At 77.1% G+C, this 18,359-nt stretch carries 5 protein-coding genes; all 5 read left to right on the forward strand.

The annotated features are described in order from the left end of the window. Positions 1-168 precede the first annotated feature (168 nt). Genes ACFT41_RS04495 through ACFT41_RS04515 form a run of 5 tightly spaced genes read left to right on the forward strand, consistent with a single transcriptional unit; the run spans position 169 to position 18,350 of the window. A complete protein-coding gene (locus tag ACFT41_RS04495; RefSeq protein ID WP_377581079.1) occupies positions 169-3,828 on the forward strand; it encodes an amino acid adenylation domain-containing protein in 3,660 nt (1,219 codons plus the stop codon). Further along, the gene (locus ACFT41_RS04500) at positions 3,825-6,956 is read left to right on the forward strand and encodes a thioesterase domain-containing protein (RefSeq protein ID WP_377581076.1); all 3,132 of its coding nucleotides are present in this window, start codon (positions 3,825-3,827) and stop codon (positions 6,954-6,956) included. Before ACFT41_RS04495 ends, ACFT41_RS04500 begins: the two co-directional genes overlap by 4 nt. Next, positions 6,938-9,262 (forward strand): lantibiotic dehydratase, encoded by a 2,325-nt coding sequence (locus ACFT41_RS04505; protein WP_377581074.1) that lies wholly within the window; start codon positions 6,938-6,940, stop codon positions 9,260-9,262. The genes ACFT41_RS04500 and ACFT41_RS04505 overlap by 19 nt, the downstream gene beginning before the upstream one ends. Then, positions 9,259-12,801, forward strand: coding sequence for an amino acid adenylation domain-containing protein (locus ACFT41_RS04510; RefSeq protein ID WP_377581071.1), 3,543 nt, complete (start codon positions 9,259-9,261; stop codon positions 12,799-12,801). Before ACFT41_RS04505 ends, ACFT41_RS04510 begins: the two co-directional genes overlap by 4 nt. Positions 12,802-12,812: 11 nt before the next feature. Further along, on the forward strand, positions 12,813-18,350 hold the full coding sequence (locus ACFT41_RS04515) for an SDR family NAD(P)-dependent oxidoreductase (RefSeq protein ID WP_377581067.1): 5,538 nt from the start codon (positions 12,813-12,815) through the stop codon (positions 18,348-18,350). Positions 18,351-18,359 lie beyond the last annotated feature (9 nt).

An 18,359-nucleotide genomic window follows, 5' to 3' on the forward strand; every position in this document is an offset into this window, starting at 1 on the left:
CGTCCCGGGTCGCTTCCGTCGGCTGTTCGGTCCGACTCTGATCGATGATCTTGCGGCTCGGGCATCGAGTCCTATGCTGCATCCATTGTGAAGTCCTGGGGGGGATCGTGATCACGGTGCTTGGATGCTGCGCGCCCGTCGGCGGTGCGACGACCCGCGCCCACTGACATGGAAATATACAACATCGTCCATCGTTTTGGTGACCGTTCGGCTACCTCCCCCGACCGGCCGGCCCTGCTCGGCGACGGCCGACCGGTCAGCTACGCGGCGCTCGCCGCCTCGGCGGGCGGTCACGCCGCGCTGCTCACCGCCGCCGGGGTGCGCCCCGGCGACCGGGTCGCCCTGCTGACTCCGCACGGCGCGCCCACCGTCGCCGCGATCCTCGGCACGCTCGCCGCCGGCTGCGCGTACGTGCCGCTGGACCCGGGCTTCCCCGCCGACCGGCTGCGCCACATGCTCGCCGCCGCGCGGGTGCGCGCCGTGCTGACCGCACCGGAACACCGTGACCTGGCCGACCGGCTCAACGCCGGCCGACAGGAGCCAGCCGACCGGCCCGGGACCGAGCACCGGGAACCGGCCGAGCGGCCCGGCACCGCCGTGCCGACCACCGCCGTGCTGACCATCGACGCGGTGACCCCCGCGCCGTTGCGCCCCGTGCCGGTCGACCCCGACGCGCTGGCGTACGTGCTGTTCACCTCCGGCTCGACCGGGCTGCCGAAGGCCGTCGGGCAGACCCACCGTAACCTCGCCCACGTCGTCGACAACCAGATCGCCACCCTCGGCATCGGCCCCGACGACCGGCTCAGCCTGCTCGCCTCGTTCAGCTTCGACGCGGCCATCCCCGACCTGTACCCGGCGCTGCTCACCGGCGCCGCCGTCGTCCCCGTCGACCTGCGCCGGCACGGGCTCGCCCACGCCGCCGACCAGCTCGACCGGCACCGGGTCACCGTCTACCACTCCACCCCGACCGTCTACCGGTTCCTGCTCGACGCCCTCGGCGACCGCCGGCTGACCAGCGTCCGGGCGGTGCTGCTCGGCGGCGAGCAGGCCACCCACGCCGACGCCACCCGGGGCCGGGACCGGTTCGCCCCCGGCTGCGTGCTGATCAACGGGTACGGCGCGACCGAGATGACGTTCGCCGCCCGGTACGCGCTGCCGCTGGCCGACGCATCCCCGGCCGCCACCGGCCCGCTGCCGATCGGCACCGCGCTGCCCGGTTACGAGCTGCACCTCGCCACCGTCAAGGCCACCGACCCGGCCGAAGCCACCGGCACTATCGAGGGAGCCGGCACCGACGACACCGGGGAGATCGTGGTGCGGGGCCGGCACGTCGCGCCCGGCTACCTCGACCGCGCCGACGACCGGTTCACCCGGGACGCCGACGGGGTGTGGTCGTACCGGACCGGGGACCTCGGGGCGCGACTGCCCGGCGGCGACCTCGTCTGCCTCGGCCGGCTCGACCGGCAGGTCAAGGTGCGCGGCTTCCGCGTCGAGCTGACCGAGATCGAGGCCGTGCTCGCCGCCTGCCCCGGCGTCGGCGCGGTCCGGGCGATCGCCCGCGGCGGCGAGCTGCTCGCGTACGCCCGCCCGGCCGGCGGGGTCCTCGACCCGGCGGCCCTGCGCGCCGCCCTCGCCCGGCGGCTGCCGGAGTACGCCCTGCCCCGGGCCGTCGTCGTGGTCGACGAGTTCCCGCTCACCGTCACCGGCAAGATCGACGAGCGGGCGCTGCCCGACCCGGCCGCCGAAGCCGCCATCGCAAGGGAGACAGCCGACCAGGAGCCGGCCACCGCTGCCGAGCGGGTCGTGCACGACATCTGGTGCGCCGTGCTGGGCCGCGAGATGATCGCCCGCACCGCCGGCTTCTTCGACGTCGGCGGCCAGTCGCTCCTGCTCGGCGTGGTCCAGCAGCGGCTCGCCGACCGGTTCGGGGTGCGGCTGCCCCTGCTGCGGCTGTTCGAGAACCCGACGATCGAGGCGCAGGCCCGCCTGGTCGACGCACCGCCCGCGCCCGACCGCGCCCCCGTCGGGCCGGCCCCGGCCGCGCCCGCCACGGCAGCCCGCGAGTACACCGGCGACGAGATCGTCGTCGTCGGCCTCGCCGGCCGCTTCCCCGGCGCGCCCGACCCCGCCACGTTCTGGTGGAACCTCTGCGCCGGCGTAGACGCCATCCACGACCACACCGACGCCGAGCTGACCGCGCTGGGCATCGGGCCCCGGCTGCTCGCCGACCCCCGGCACGTGCGGGCCGCCGGCCGGCTCGACGACGTGGCCGACTTCGACGCCGACTTCTTCGCCTTCGGCGCGCAGGAGGCCGCCCGCACCGACCCGCAGCACCGGCTGTTCCTGGAGACCGCGTGGGAGGCCTTGGAGGACGCCGGGCACGACCCGTCCCGGTTCCCCGGCCTGGTCGGCGTCTACGCCGCCACCTCCGCCAACCGCTACTTCCTGTTCCACCTCATGGACAACCCGGCCGTGGTCGGCGACGTCGACCCCGACGACTGGGAGGCCCGGCTGGTCGGCCGGCAGTTCACCGACCACCTGCCCGGCCAGGTCGCCTACCGGCTGGGGCTGACCGGGCCGGCGCTGGCCGTGCAGAGCGCCTGCTCCAGCTCGCTGGTCGCGGTCTGCGTCGCCGCCCAGAGCCTCGCCGACTACCAGTGCGACATCGCCCTGGCCGGCGGCGTCAACGTGACCTGGCCCCGCTACCGGCACACCCCCGGCGGGATGGCCTCACCGGACGGGCGGTGCCGCGCCTTCGACGAGGCCGCCAACGGCTCCGGGTTCGGCTCCGGCGTCGGCGTCGTCGCGCTGCGTCGGCTCGCCGACGCGCAGGCCGACGGGGACCGGATCTACGCGGTGCTGCCCGGCTGGGCGGTCACCAACGACGGCGCGGACCGGGCCGGCTACGCGGTCCCCGGCCCGTCGGGGCAGGCCGCCGCCGTGGCCGGCGCGCTCGCCGCCGCCGAGGTCGCCCCCGGCGAGGTACGCCTCATCGAGGCGCACGGCAGCGGCACGCCGCTCGGCGACGCCCTGGAGGTCGCCGCCCTGCACGAGGTGTACGGGGGCGTCGCGCCCGCCGAGAGCTGCGCGCTCGGCTCGGTGAAGACCAATATCGGTCACCTCGACGCCGCCGCCGGCATCGCCGGCCTGATCAAGGCGGTGCTCGCCGTCCAGCACGGGGTCATCCCGCCGAACCTGCACTTCACCCGCCCGCACCCCGAGATCGACCTGGCCGGCGGCCCGTTCCACGTGCCGACAAAGGCCCGGGACTGGCCGCAGGTGGCCCGCCGGGTGGCCGGGGTCAGCTCGTTCGGGCTCGGCGGCACCAACGCCCACGTGGTCGTCGAGCAGCCGCCCCCGGTCGAGCCGGCCGACGCCCGGGACGCCGACGCGGAACACACCGAATCAGAACACGCCGACGCCCCGGGGGCGGTCGCGCACCTGCTGCCGGTGTCGGCGCGTACCCCCATGGCGTTGCGGGCGGCGCTGCGCCGGCTGCGGCAGCACCTGGCCGGGGCGTCCCCGGCGCTGGCCGAGGCGGCCGCCACCCTCGCGCTCGGCCGCAAGGCGTTCCCGTGCCGGGCGGCGGTCGTCGCCACCGACCTCGCCGGCACCCTCGCCGGCCTGGACGAGCTGCTCGACGCCGACGCCCGGGTCGCCGGGCCGGACGGCGAGCTGCGGGACCTGGCCCTCGACTGGGTGGCCGGGCGCGACGTCGACTGGGCCGCCCTGCACCCCGAGGGCCGCGTCCGGCGCACCGGGCTGCCCACGTACCCCTTCCAGCGTCAGCGGCACTGGATCGACCCCCCTCAGAAAGGTGCGCGGTGAACTGGTTCGTCTCCGCCGGAAGCCGACCCCAGGCGCCGGTGCGGTTGTTCTGCCTGCCTTACGCCGGGGCCGGGGCCAGCGCGTTCCGCGACTGGCAGCGGGCCGTCGGCGCGGACGTCGAGGTGCTGCCGGTGCAGCTGCCCGGGCGGGAGAACCGGATCAGCGAGGATCCGAACTTCACCGTCGCCGACGTCGCCGCCGCGATCGCCGGGCGGGCCGACCGCCCGTACGCGATCTACGGCCACTCGATGGGCGCACGGGTCGGCTTCGAGGTGGTCCGCGAGCTGCGCCGCACCGGCGGGCCGCTGCCGCTGCGGCTCTACGTCGGCGGGGCGCGGGCCCCGCACGTCGACGACGCGAGCCTGTTCGACGGGCTGTCGACGGTGGACGACGAGGAGCTGCTGCGCCGCCTCGGCGACGGCGGCGGGCTGCCACCGGAGGTGCTGGCCCACCCCGAGCTGGTAGAGCTGCTGCTGCCGCTGCTGCGCGCCGACTTTCGCCGGGTCGACGGCTATCGTTACGTCCCGGGCGAGCCGCTGCCGGTGCCGGTCGTCGCGTTCAGCGGCCGGTCCGACCGGGCGGTCAGCCACGCGCAGAGCGCCGCCTGGGCGCGGCACACCGCCATCGGGTTCACCCTGCACGAGATCGACGGCGGGCACTTCTTCCTGCACGACCGCCTGCCCGAACTGGCCGCCGCGATCAGCGGTGACCTCACGGACGCCCTGCGGGGCGCCGCCGCCGTCCGGGTCGCCGGCGCACACGGGACCGTGTCGGCCCCGGACGGCCCGGCGGAGAACATCCCGGCGGAACCGGCGGGCGCGCACCGGGTGCCGCTGGGCGACACCGGCTGGTCGGTGTGGCGGGATGCGATCCTGCGTACCACCGGGTTTCCCGCCGACGGGCTCACCGCGCTCTCCGCGCCGCAGGCCGCCGCCGCGGCCGACGACCTCCTCGCCACCGGCGACGGCGCGGAACGGTTCGACAAGGAGTTCGCCGAGGCGCTCACCGTCGCCGCCGGCCGGCTCGGCGAGCTGGCCGCCGACCCGCTGCTGCGCGAGGCCGTCACCTGGCAGAACCGCAACGCCCTGCTCGCCCTCGACGGGTTGGCCGGCGCCGGCGCCGACGCGCCCCGCAACGTGCGCCGCCGCGACCGCGAGCGGGCGCTGCTGAAGTACTGGCAGCGCTACTGCGGCAAGAACGAGACCGTCGGCTTCTTCGGCCCGAGCTGCTGGGTCACCCTCGACCCGGAGCTGGCCGACACCGCCCGGGTGCGCCCCGGCCCGGCCCTGACCCGGCGGCGCTGGGTGTGGTTCGAGTCGTGGGCGCTGTCCGCGTACGCCGACCGGGTCGGCGCCGACCTGGCCGTTCGGCAGTGGTGGCCGCCGCTGCTCCAACCGCACCTGAGCCTGCGCGACCGGTCGGTGCTGCGGCCCGGCCGCCCGCCGGTCACCCTCACCCCCGTGGAGGCGGCCCTGCTCGCCGCCGCCGACGGCCACCGCAGCGCCCGTGACCTGGTCGGTGACCCGGCGATCGGGCTGCGCCGCCCCGAAGACGGGTACGCGCTGCTCGACCGCCTCGTCGAGCGGGAGCTGATCACCTGGGACGCCAACCTGCCCGTCGACCCCGACGCCGAGACGGCCCTCGCCGCCCGCATCGACGCCATCGGCGACGAGCCGGTCCGGATCGCGGCCCGCGCCGGCCTGGACCGGCTGCGTGCCGCCCGCGACGAGGTGGCCGACGCCGCCGGCGACCCCGACCGGCTGCGCGCCGCCCTCGACCGGCTCGACGCCACGTTCACCGAGCTGACCGGCCAGCCGGCCCGCCGCCGCGCCGGCCAGATGTACGCCGGGCGCACCCTCTGCTACGAGGACACCGCCCGCGACCTCGACGTGAGCTTCGGCGCGCCGCTGCTGGCCGACCTCGCCGCCCCCCTGGCGGTGCTGCTGCGGGCCGCCCGGTGGCTGGCCGGCGAGCTGGAGCACGCGTACGGGGCGACGTTCCGCGAGCTCTACGACGAGCTGCGCGCCGACGCGGGCGACGCCCCCGTGTCCCTGGCCGACCTGTGGTTCCTCGTGCAGGGCCTGTTCTGGGGCACCGGCGAGCGCCCCGTCGACGCGGTCGCCGCCGAGTTCGCCGCCCGCTGGGCGGGCCTGTTCGGCTTCGCCGACCTGCCCGAGGGCGCCACCGAGGTGCGGCTGGCCGTGGCCGACCTGGCCGACCGGGTCGCGCAGGTGTTCCCCGCCCGCCCCAGCGACTGGACCAGCGGCCGGCTGCACAGCCCCGACCTGCAGCTCTGCGCCGCCGACGCCGACGCGCTGGCCCGGGGCGACTACACCGTCGTGCTCGGCGAGCTGCACGCCGCCTGGCCGTCGTTCGACTGCCAGGTGTTCACCCCGTCCCACCCGGACGTGGCGGCGCTGCGGGCGGCGCTCGCCGCCGACCTCGGCGAGAACCGGATCCGGCTGCTGTTCCCCGGCGACTGGCCCCGGCGCACCAGCCGCACCGCCGAGGCCCTGACCGGCCCCACCGACCGGCAGCTCGCGTTCCTGCCCGCCCCGGGCGCCGACCCCGACCGGGTGCTGCCCACCGTCGACCTCACCGTCGCCGACGAGGACGGCCGGCTCGTGGTCACCGCCCGCGACGGGGCGCGCTGGCCGCTGACCGAGGTGTTCGCCGGGCTGCTCAGCGCCCACGCCGTCGACGGGTTCAAGCTGGTCGCCGCTGCCCCGTACACGCCCCGGATCACCCTGGACCGGCTGGTGGTGGCCCGGCAGACCTGGCGTACCACGGTGGGGGAATGCGGCCTGGCCGACGTCACCGCCGAGCGGGACCGGTTCCTGGCCGTACGCCGGTGGCGGCGCACCCTGGGCCTGCCCGAGCTGGTCTACGTCAAGCTCGGCACCGAGACCAAGCCGTGCTTCGTCGACCTGGGCAGCCCCGCGTACGCCGCCATGTTCGCCGCGATGGTGCGGGCCGCCCGCACCGACGGCGGGGACGGGGTGTCGCTGACCGTCAGCGAGATGCTGCCGACACCCGACGACGCGTGGGTGCCCGACGCCGCCGGCCGGCGCTACTTCAGCGAGCTGCGGCTGCACATCGTCGACGAGCAGTGGCGGGCCGACCGGTGAGCCACCTGCTGCCGCTGGGCGACACCGGCTGGTCGGTGTGGCGGGACGTGCTGCTGCGTACCGCCGGGTTCCCCGCCGCCGGCCTCGACCTCCTCGCCGCGCCCGAGGCCGCCGCGGCGGCCGACGCGCTGCTGGCCGGCGAGGCCACCACCGAGGTGTACGACAAGGAGCTGGCCGCCGCCCTGGCCCGCTCCTCCGCCGTGCTCGCCGGGATCTGCGCCGACCCGGCCGTGCGGGAGGCGGTCACCTGGCAGAACCGGGAGATGCTCGTCGCCCTCGACGGGCTGCTGCGCACCGACCCGGCCGTGCGCAACAAGCCCCGCCGCAAGCGGGAGATCGCGGTGCTGCGCTACTGGCAGCGCTACTGCGGCAAGGCCGAGACCATCGGCTTCTTCGGGCCGGTCTGCTGGGGCACCCTCGACCCGGACACCCCGCACACCCGGCTCACCCCGGGCACCGGGCTGGTCGCCCGCCGCGAGGTGCACCTGGAGGCGTGGGCGCTGTCCGCGTACGCCGACCGGCTCGCCGCCGACCCGGCGGTGCGCCGCTGGTGGGCTCCGGTGCTGCCGCCCCACCTGCGGCTCGACGGGCGTCGGTTGTGCCCGCCGCTGGCCCCGGCGGTGGAGCTGTCCGCCGTGGAGGCCCGGCTGCTGGCCGGCTGCGACGGCCGTACCCCGGCCCGGGACGTCGTGGCGCGGCTGTGCGCCGACGGCGCGGCCGGCCTGCGCCGCCCCGACGACGGCTACCTGCTGCTCGACCGGCTCGTCGAGCGGGGCCTGCTGACCTGGGACGCCGGCCTGCCCAACAACCCGCAGGCGCAGCGGGTGCTCGCCGAGCGGATCGCCGCCGTCGGCGACCCGGCGCTGCGCGCCGACCTGGCCGCCGGCCTCGACCGGCTCGCCGCCGCCCGCGCCGACGTGGCCGCCGCCGCCGGTGACCCGGACCGGCTCGCCGCCGCCCTCGCCGCCCTCGACGCCGAGTTCACCGCCGCCACCGGCGCGTCGGCGACCCGGCACGGCGGGCAGATGTACACCGGCCGCACCGTGGTCTACGAGGAGACGTCGCGGGACCTGGAGTTCGCCGTCGGGTCGGCCGTGCTCGACGCGCTCGCCGCGCCCCTGGCGATCGTGCTGCGGGCCGCCCGCTGGCTGACCGCCGAGATCGGCGCGGCGTCCGAGCGGGTCCTCGGCGAGCTGCACGCCGAGCTGGCCGCCGACGGGCCGGTGCGGCTGGCCGACATGTGGTCCCTCGCACAGGGCCTCATCCTCGCCCCGGACGGCCCGGTCGCCGTGGCCAGCGCCGGGTTCACCGCCCGGTGGGCGCAGCTGTTCGGGCTCGCCGACGTCGCCGCCGACCAGTCGGAGCTGCGGCTGCGCAGCGCAGACCTGGCGGGGCCGGCGCAGGCGCTGTTCCCGGCCGCCGCGCCGGGCTGGCCCACCGCCCGCATCCACAGCCCGGACGTGCAGGTCGGCGCGGCCAGCGTCGACGCGCTCAACCGGGGCGAGTTCCAGCTCGTCCTCGGCGAGCTGCACCCGGCGACCACGCCGTTCGACAGCGCCGTGTTCGCCCCGTTCCACCCCGACCCGGCCGCGCTGCGCGCCGCCGTGGACGCCGACCTGGGGCCGGCCCGGCTGCGGCTGCTGCCCCCGGCGGGCTTCCCCCGGCAGACCACCCGCACCACCTGGCACCTGCGGGGCCCGGCCGACCGGCAGGTCGGCATCGACACGGCCCGGGGCGCGGACGTCGCCGACCTCGTCGCCGCGAGCGCCGTACGGGTGGAGTCCGTCGAGGGGCGGCTGGTCGCGGTGCTTCCCGACGGGGCCCGGTGGCCGCTGGTCGAGGTCTTCGCCAACCTCCTCGGCGCGCTGCTGCTGGACAGCTTCAAGCTGCTCGCCCCCGCGCCGACCACCCCCCGGATCACCATCGACCGGCTGGTCGTGGCCCGGCGGACCTGGCGCACCACCGTCGCCGACAGCGGCCTGGCCGGGGCCACCGGCGAGTCCGCGCGCTACCTCGCGGTGCGCCGCTGGCGGGCCCGCCTCGGCCTGCCCGAACGGGTGTTCGTCAAGGTCGGCACCGAGGTCAAGCCCTGCTACGTCGACCTCACCGGCCCGCTGTACGCCCAGTCGCTGTGTGCCATGGCCGACGCCGCCGCCCGGACCGACCCGGCCGTCACGCTCACCGTCAGCGAGCTGCTGCCCGCCCCCGCCGACGCCTGGGTGACCGACGCGGCGGGGCGCGGCCACGTCAGCGAGCTGCGCCTGCAGATCACCGATCCAGCCACCTACCGGGGGGAACACGGGTGACCGACATCCTGTCCATCAGCGCCGCGCACGGCGAGCCGCTGCCGTGGCCCGACGCGACGCTCGCCGACCTGGTCGCCGCGCAGGCCGCGCGGACCCCCGGCGCGGTGGCGGTGCGCCAGTGGGACGAGCGGCTCACCTACCGGGAGCTGGTCGGCCGGGCCGCCGGCGTCGCCGCCGCGCTGCGCGAGCGCGGCGTGGGCCGGCACAGCCGGGTCGGCGTGTGCGGGCAGCGCCGCCCCGACCTGGTGGTCACCGTCCTCGGCGTGCTGCTCGCCGGCGGCTGCTACGTGCCGCTGGAGCCGGGCGGCCCCCGCAGGCGGCTACGGGAGATCGCCGCCGACGCCGGGGTGCGCATCATCGTCGGCGACGCTGCCGAGGCCGAGTTCGGGGACGCGCCCGGCGTGGAGACGCTCGGCCTGCCCGGCCCCGCGCCGCTGGCCCCCTGCCCGGCCCGACCCGGCGACCCCGCGTACGTGCTGTTCACCTCCGGCTCCACCGGCCGGCCCAAGGGCGTGCTGGTCAGCCATCGCAACGTCGTCGAGTTCGTCACCGGCTGCGCGGCGCTCACCGGAGCGAACGCGTCGGTGCGCGGCCTCGGCGCCGCCTCCCTCGGCTTCGACGCCGCCGTCATCGACCTGTTCGTGCCGCTGCTGCTCGGCGGCGCGGTGCAGCTCGTCGACGCCGACGATCGGGCGGACCCGGCCCGGCTCACCCGGTTCATCGCCGCTCACGAGGTCGACTGGGGCTTCCTGACCCCGACCGTGCTGTCCATGCTGGACCCGGCCGAGCTGCCGGGCTGGCGCACCGTGCTCTGCGGCGGCGAGGCCGTGCCCGCCGAGCTGGCCGCCCGCTGGGCACCCGGCCGGCGTTTCGTCAACGGCTACGGCCCCACCGAGACCACCGTGCTGGCCGTCACCGCCGAGCTGACCGGCGCCGAGACCGACCCGGTGCCGATCGGCCTTCCGGTGCCCAACCACCGCGCGTACGTCGTCGACGCCGAGCTGCGTCCGGTGCCGCCGGGGGAGACCGGCGAGCTGCTGATCGGCGGCCCCGGCCTGGCCGACGGCTACCTCGGCCGGCCCGGCCTGACCGCCGAGCGGTTCGTGCCCGACCCGTTCTCCGGCCTGCCCGGCGAGCGGTTGTACCGCACCGGTGACCTGGTCAGCCAGGCCCCCGACGGGCGGATCGTCTACCTGGGTCGCGCCGACCGGCAGGTGAAGATCAGGGGGCAGCGCATCGAGCTGGGCGAGGTGGAGGCCGTCCTCGCCGGGCTGCCCGGCGTCGACCGGGTCGTGGCGGAGGCCGTCGACGCCCCGGCCGGGGCCGAGCTGGTCGCGTTCCTCACCCCCGCCGACGCGCCCGACGACGCGGCGCTGCGCGCGTACGCCGAGCCGAGGCTGACCGCCGCGATGCGCCCGGCCCGGGTGCTGCGCCTGGCGGCGCTGCCCGTCAGCCCGACCACCGGGAAGCTGGACCGGCCGGCGCTGCGGGCGCTGGCCGCCGCCGCCCGCCCCGCGCCCGACGTCGACGTCGACGGTCCGGCCGGCGGCGACCCGGTCACCCGGGCGGTGGCCCGGGTGTGGGCGCGGCTGCTCGGCGCGGCCCCCGGCCCGGACACCGACTTCCTCGCCGCCGGCGGCAACTCCATCGCCGCGATGCGGCTGGTCGCCGCGCTGCGCGCCGAGCTGGGCCGCGCCGTGGACACCCGGGACGTGTTCGCCGGCCGCACCCTCGCCGGCCTGGCGCAGCGGATCACCGCCGCCGCCCCCGACGCCGGGGACGGGCTGACCACCGGCAACCCGCCGACGCTGTCCCCGCCGCAGCGGCGGCTGTGGTTCGTCGACCAGCTCGCCCCGTCCAGCGCCCCGTACAACATCGCGGTGGCCCACCGGCTGCGCGGCGGGCTGGACGTGCCCGCCCTCGGCGTGGCCCTGCGGGCGGTGGCCGAACGGCACGACGTGCTGCGCTGGCGCATCCCGCAGACCGCCGGGGTGCCGTACGCGGTCTGCGCGGAACCCACCGACGTGGCGGTGCCCGTGGTGGACCTGACCGGCGGCGGCGATCCGGAGGCGGAGCTGGCCCGGATGCTCGCCGCCGGGGCGGCGCACGCGTTCGACCTGGCCACCGGGCCGCCCTGGCAGGTGACCGTCTACCGGCTCGGCCCGGCCGAGCACGTGCTCGCCGTCACCTGGCACCACGCCGTGTTCGACGGCTGGTCCGAGGCGGTGTGCTACGACGACCTGGCCGCCGCGTACGCCCGGGCCGTGGCCGGCGACGATCCGACGCTGCCCGCCCCGGCGGCCCGGTACGCCGACTACGCCGTCTGGCGGGCCGAGCGGGACCGCCGCCGGGGCGCCGCCGACCTCGCCTGGTGGGCGCAGCACCTGGCCGGCGCGCCGACCGTGCTGGAGCTGCCCCGCGACCGGCCCCGCCCCGCCGTGCAGACGTACGCCGGGGTGGAGGCCACCGTCACGCTCTCCGCCGAGGCGGACCGGGCGGTGCGGGCCCTGGCCGAGGGGCGCTCGACGACCGTGGCGGCGGTGCTGCTGGCCGGGTTCGGCGAGCTGCTGACCCGGCTCACCGGCGGCGACGACCACGTCGTCGGGGCGATCGTGGCCGACCGGCGGCTGGCCGCGTTCGACGACGTCGTCGGGTTCTTCATCGACACCGTCCCGGTGCGGGTACGCACGGCCGGGGCGAGCTTCGCCGAGCTGGTCGACCGGTGCGCCGCCGAGCTGCACGACGCCACCGCCCACCCCGGCGCGCCGCTGGAGCGGATCGTGGAGGCACTCGGCGTGGGCCGGGACACCTCCCGCGCCCCGCTGGTGCAGGTGCTGTTCAACGTGCTCAACTTCGCCGAGCCCCGGCTCGCGCTGGCCGGGCTGACCGGCGAGCCGGTGCCGGTGCCCAAGCCGGGTTCCCCGTTCGACCTCACCGTGTACGTGGTGGAACGGGCGCTTCCCGGGTCGGGCGGGCCGGGCCGGCTCGGCGTCGAGGTGGTGTTCAACCCCGACCTGTTCGACGCCGACCGCGTCGACGCCCTGCTGGCCGACCTGGCCGCCCTCGTCGGGGCGCTGGCCGCCGCCGCCCACGAACCGGCCGGCGGGGTCGCTCCCGAGCTGCCCCGTCCGACGGTGCGCACCGCCGGACTCGGCGCGATGACCGTCGCCGCGTCCGCCGAGCCCGTCCGGGCGGTGGTGCTGCCGGCCGGGCCCGACGCGCTCACCGACACCGAGGAGCTGGTCGCCGGCATCTGGCGGGAGGTCCTCGACCGCGACCGGGTCGGCGTGACCGACAACTTCTTCGACATCGGCGGGCACTCCCTCGCCCTGGCCGCCGTGCACGCCCGGCTGACCGCCGCCACCGGCCGGTCGATCGCGATGCTCGACCTGTTCCGCCACCCCACCGTCCGGGCCCTCGCCGCGCACCTCGACGGCGCGGCCGACCGGCCGGAGCTGGCCCGCGCCGCGCTGCGGGCCGCCGCCCGCCGCAGCCGCGCCCGACGTATCCCTCCCCGCCGCCCCGGCGGCACCGCATGAAGGACGACCTGATGGACAACACGATCGCCACAGACCACCCCGCCGACGACGGCATCGAGCCGATCGCGGTCGTCGGGCTGGCCGCCCGGCTGCCCGGCGCGGCCGACGTGCACGAGTTCTGGCGCAACCTGGTCGACGGCGTGGAGTCCGTCACCGAGCTGACCCGGGAGGAGCAGCTCGCCCGGGGCGTGCCGCCCGAGGAAGTCGACGACCCGGGCTGGGTCAGCCGCGCCCCCCTCGTCGACGGCTACGACGAGTTCGACGCCGGCCTGTTCGGGATGACCGCCCGGGAGGCCGAGGTCACCGACCCGCAGCACCGGCTGTTCCTGGAGACCTGCTACACCGCCCTGCAGGACGCCGGCTACGACCCGGCCCGCTACGACGGGGCCGTCGGCGTGTACGCGGGCACCGGCGCGGCGTCGTACCTCAACCGCAACGTGCTGCGCAACAAGCGGGTCGGCGGCAACCCGCACAGCGCCGTCTCCATCGCCACCAGCAACTCGCCGAACTACACCGCGACGAACGTGTCGTACCGGCTGGACCTGCGGGGGCCGAGCCTGACCGTGCACACCGCCTGCTCCACGTCGCTGGTCGCGTTCCACCTGGCGTGCGAGGCGCTGCGCAACGGCGAGTGCGACATGGCACTGGCCGGCGGCGTCAACATCGAGCTGCCGCAGGCCGGCTATCTCGGCATGGACGGCTTCACCTCCCCCGACGGGCGGTGCCGGCCGTTCGACGCCGAGGCGAACGGCACCGTGTGGGGCAGCGGCGTGGGGGTGACGCTGCTCAAGCGGCTCTCCGACGCGATCGCCGACGGCGACCACATCCGTGCCGTGGTGCTCGGCAACGCCATCAACAACGACGGGGCCGGCAAGGTCGGCTTCACCGCGCCCAGCGTGGACGGGCAGACGGAGGCCGTCGCCCAGGCCGTCGGGATGGCCGGGATCGACCCGCGCACCATCAGCTACGTCGAGGCGCACGGCACCGGCACCGCGATGGGCGACCCGATCGAGGTGGCCGCCCTGTCGGCCGTCTACACCAAGGACACCGACGACCGGGGCTGGTGCGGCATCGGCTCGGTCAAGTCCAACATCGGCCACCTCAGCCAGCCCTCCGGCATCGTCAGCGTGATCAAGACGGTGCTGGCGATGGAGCACGGGTTGATCCCGCCGACGATCAACTACGAGACCCCGAACCCGGCGATCGACTTCGCCGACACCCCGTTCTACGTGGCGAACACCCTCACCAAGTGGGACACCGACGGTGCGCCGCGCCGCGCCGGGGTCAGCTCCTTCGGCATCGGCGGCACCAACGCCCACGTGGTGCTCCAGGAGGCGCCGCCGGCGCACCGGGGCGACCGGCGGGTGCGCCCGGCGCAGCTGCTGCACGTCTCGGCGAAGACCGCCACCGCCCTCGACGCCGCCGTGGACCGGCTCGCCGAGCACCTCGCCGGCAACCCCGACGGCGGGGCCGCGCACCTCGCCGACGTCGCGCACACCCTGCGGGTGGGCCGCCAGCAGTACGCCCACCGGCTCGCCGTGGCCGCCACCGACCTGCCCGACGCGGTCGCCGCGCTGCGTAACCCCCGGCGCGCGGTGCGCGGGGTGGCCGACGGGCCCGCCCCGAAGGTGGGTTTCCTCTTCTCCGGCCAGGGCGCCCAGCACGTCGGCATGGGCGCGCAGCTCTACGCCGAGGAGCCCGCCTACGCGGCCGTGGTCGACGAGTGCGCCGAGCTGCTCCGCGCCGAGCTGGGCCTGGACCTGCGGGACCTGATCCTCGGCCGGGACCCGGCGGCGGCCGAGCTGCTGGCGCAGACCCGCTACACCCAGCCCGCCCTGTTCGTCGTCGAGTACGCCCTGGCCGTCACCTGGCAGCGCTTCGGCGTGCGGCCGGCGGCGATGGTCGGGCACTCCATCGGCGAGTACGTCGCCGCGACCGTCGCCGGGGTGCTCGACCTGCCCGACGCGCTGAAGGTGGTGGCCGCCCGGGGCCGGCTCATGCAGTCGCTGCCGGCCGGGTCGATGCTGGCCGTCCCGCTGGACGAGACGGTGGTCGCCGGGCTGCTGCCCGAGGGCGTGTCGATCGCCACGGTCAACGGGCCGGGCACCTGCGTGGTGGCCGGGGAGACCGACGCGGTGGCCGCGTTCGCCGAGACGCTGAAGGCCACCCGCAAGGTCAAGAGCAAGGCGCTGCGCACCTCGCACGCGTTCCACTCGCCGATGATGGAGCCGATCCTCGCCGAGTTCACCGCGCTGATGGCGGGCGTGCCACTGCGCGCGCCGAAGGTCGCGTTCCTGTCGAACGTCACCGGCACCTGGATCACCGACGCGCAGGCCACCGACCCGGCGTACTGGGCGGCGCACCTGCGCCAGCCGGTGCGCTTCGGCGACGCGGTGGCCGCCCTGCTCGCCGAGGGCACCTGGGCGCTCGTCGAGTGCGGCCCCGGCCGGCAGCTGGCCAACCTGGCCCGGATGCAGGTCGCCAAGGGCTCGGCCGAGCAGCGGGCCCTGGTGCCGCTGGGCAGCCTCCCGGGCGCGGGGGAGCCGGCCGGCGACCTGGCGATGCTGCTGGCCACCGCCGGGGCGTTGTGGTGCGCCGGCCTGCCCGTGCGTACCGGCTCCGACCCGGCGGCGCGGCGGGTGCCGCTGCCGACGTACCCGTTCGAGCGCCGCCGCTACTGGGTCGACCCGGACCCGGTGGAGGCGGTCGCCGCCGCGCCGGCCGAGACGGGCCCCCGGCCGCTGCCGGACTGGTTCGCCGTGCCGGTGTGGCGGCAGGCCGCGTCCGGGCCGGCCACCGCGCCGCTGGGCCGGTGCCTGGTGCTGGTCGACGGCCCGCGCGGCGAGGCGCTCGTCGCCGGCCTGCGCGCCGCCGGTGCCGAAACCGTCGTGGTACGCCCCGGCGCCGCGTTCGCCGCCGCCTCCGGGGCCCCCGGCGTCGCCGCTGGCGCGGCCGGTGCGGGGCCCGGCGGTTTCACGCTGAGCCCCGGCGTCCGGGAGGACCACGACGCGCTGGTCGCCGCCCTCGGCGACGACCTGCCGGCGCGGCTGGTGCACGCCCTCGCCCTCGACGGCGAGCCGACCGGCACCGACATCGCCGCCACCCTCGCCGCCCAGGACCGGGGCTTCTTCAGCGCCCTGCACCTGGTGCAGGCCCTCGCCGGGGCCGGCCGCACCGGCGACGAGCGCGCCCTGACGCTCGATCTGGTGACCGCCGGCATCGGCGACGTGACCGGCGCGGACCTGACCCGCCCCGAGCACGCCACCCTCGCCGGCCTGGCCCGGGTCCTGCCGGTGGAGCTGCCCGGGCTGACCGTCCGGCTGCTCGACGCCGACCCCGCCGCCACCGGCGCGGACGCCCTGGTCGCCGAGCTGCGCCGCCCGGTCGATCCGGAGCACGCCGAGGTGGCGCTGCGCGGGTCCCGCCGCTGGGTCACCGGCTACGAGCAGGTGACGATCGACGCCGAGGGCGAGCCCGGCGCGCTGCGCGACGGCGGCCGGTACGTCATCACCGGCGGCCTCGGCGGCATCGGCATCACCCTCGCCGAGGACTTCGCCGCCCGGGCGCGGGCGAGGCTGGTGCTGCTGGCCCGCTCGGGCCTGCCGCCGCGCGAGCGGTGGGACGACCACCTCGCGGTGCACGGCGCGGACGACCGGGCGGGCCGGGCGATCGCCGCGATCCGCCGGATGGAGGCCGCCGGCGCGTCGGTGCTGGTCCTCGCCGCCGACGTCACCGACCCGGCCGACCTGCGCCGGGTCCGGGCCGCCGCCGAGGCCGAGTTCGGCGGGATCGACGGGATCGTGCACGCCGCCGGCCTGCCCGGCGGCGGCATGGCCGAGGTCAAGGAGCGCGCGGAGGCGGAGCGGGTGCTCGCCCCGAAGCTCGCCGGCACCCTCGCCCTGGCCCAGGTCTTCGGCGACCTGCCGCTGGACTTCGTGGTGCTCTGCTCCTCGATCACCGCCGTGATCGGCGGCTTCGGGCAGGTCGACTACTGCGCGGCGAACAACTTCCTCGACGCGCACGCCCGCGCCGGGACCGGCTGGGCCGCGCCGGTGGTGTCGCAGAACTGGGGCGGCTGGGCCGAGGTCGGCATGGCGGCGGAGAGCACCGCCCCGGCCGGGTTCCGGGCGGTGACCCGGGACACCGTCACCACCACGGTCGACCACCCGGTGCTCACCACGCGGGTGACCGGCCCGGAGGGGACGGTGCTGCACGGCCTGGTCTCCGCCGCCACCCACTGGCTGCTCGACGAGCACCGCATCGGCGGGGTGCCGGTGGTGCCGGGCACCGCCCACCTGGAGTCGGTGCGCGCCGCCGTGGTCGCCGCCGTCGACGCACCCGGCCCCGACGCGGCCGTGGAGCTGCGCGACGTGGCGTTTTTGGAGCCGTTCTCGGTGCCCGACGGCACGATCGCCCAGTACCGGGTGGCGCTCACCGCCGCCGAGGACGGGGCGACGGAGTTCGTGGTGCAGAGCCTCGCCGCCGGGGTGCTGCGCACCCACGTGCGGGGCGCGGCCGGCTGGACCACCGAGCCGGCCCCGGCGGCGGCGGACCTCGCGGCGGTGGCCGGCCGGTCCCGCCGGGTCGACGACGACGCGTCGTTCGGCCGGGGCCGCACCAGCATGCTCACCTTCGGGCCGCGCTGGCGGTCGCTGACCGCGCACCACCTCGCCGACGGCGAGGAGCTGGCACTGGTGGAGGCGCCCGCCGAGGCCGCCGCCGACCTCGGCGCGTGGGGCCTGCACCCGGCCCTGCTGGACGTGGCCACCGCGTTCGGCCGGGGCCAGGGCTCCGGCACCTACCTGCCGCTGTCGTACGGGCGGATCGTGGTGCGCGGGCCGCTGCCCGAGCGGTTCCATAGCCACCTGCGCCACCGCGACGGCGGCACCGACGAGGTCGTCTCCGCCGATCTGACCCTGACCGACCCGGACGGCCGGGAGCTGGTCTCGATCAGCGACTTCGTGTTGCGCCGGGTGGACGCCTCGGCGGTCACCGGCGGGCTCGCCACCGACGGAGCGCCCGCCGCCGCCGACGGACCGGCGGCGGGCGCGGCCAGCGAGGACATCCGCCCGGTCGACGGCGCGGAGGCGTTCCGCCGCAGCCTCACCGCCGGCTTCGGCGCCCAGGTGGTGATCACCACCCGGTCGGTGGCCGACATCCGGCGGCGGGCCGCCCGGGTCACCACCGAGAGCCTGGAGTCGGAGACCGACCCGGCGGTGTCCACCGCCACGGTGGAGGGCGGCGGCTCGACGGCGCCGCGCACCGAGCTGGAGGCCACCATCGCCCAGGTGTGGCGCGACGGCCTCGGCGTGCCGGTCGTCGGCGTGGACGACGACTTCTTTGCCCTCGGGGGCAACTCCCTCGTCGCGGTGCAGCTCATCGCGTCGATGCGCAAGGCGACCGGGGTGCGGCTGCCGATGCGCAGTCTCTTCGAGACGCCCACCGTCGCCGGGCTCGCCGCCCGCATCGAGGAGCTGCGCGCCGAGGCGTCGGCCGCCGACGAGCCCCCGGCGCCGACCACGAGCATCCCGCGGCTGCCCCGCGCGTGAGCACCGAGG

The sequence above is a fragment of the Micromonospora sp. NPDC057141 genome (assembly GCF_042670805.1).
GTDB lineage: Bacteria > Actinomycetota > Actinomycetes > Mycobacteriales > Micromonosporaceae > Micromonospora.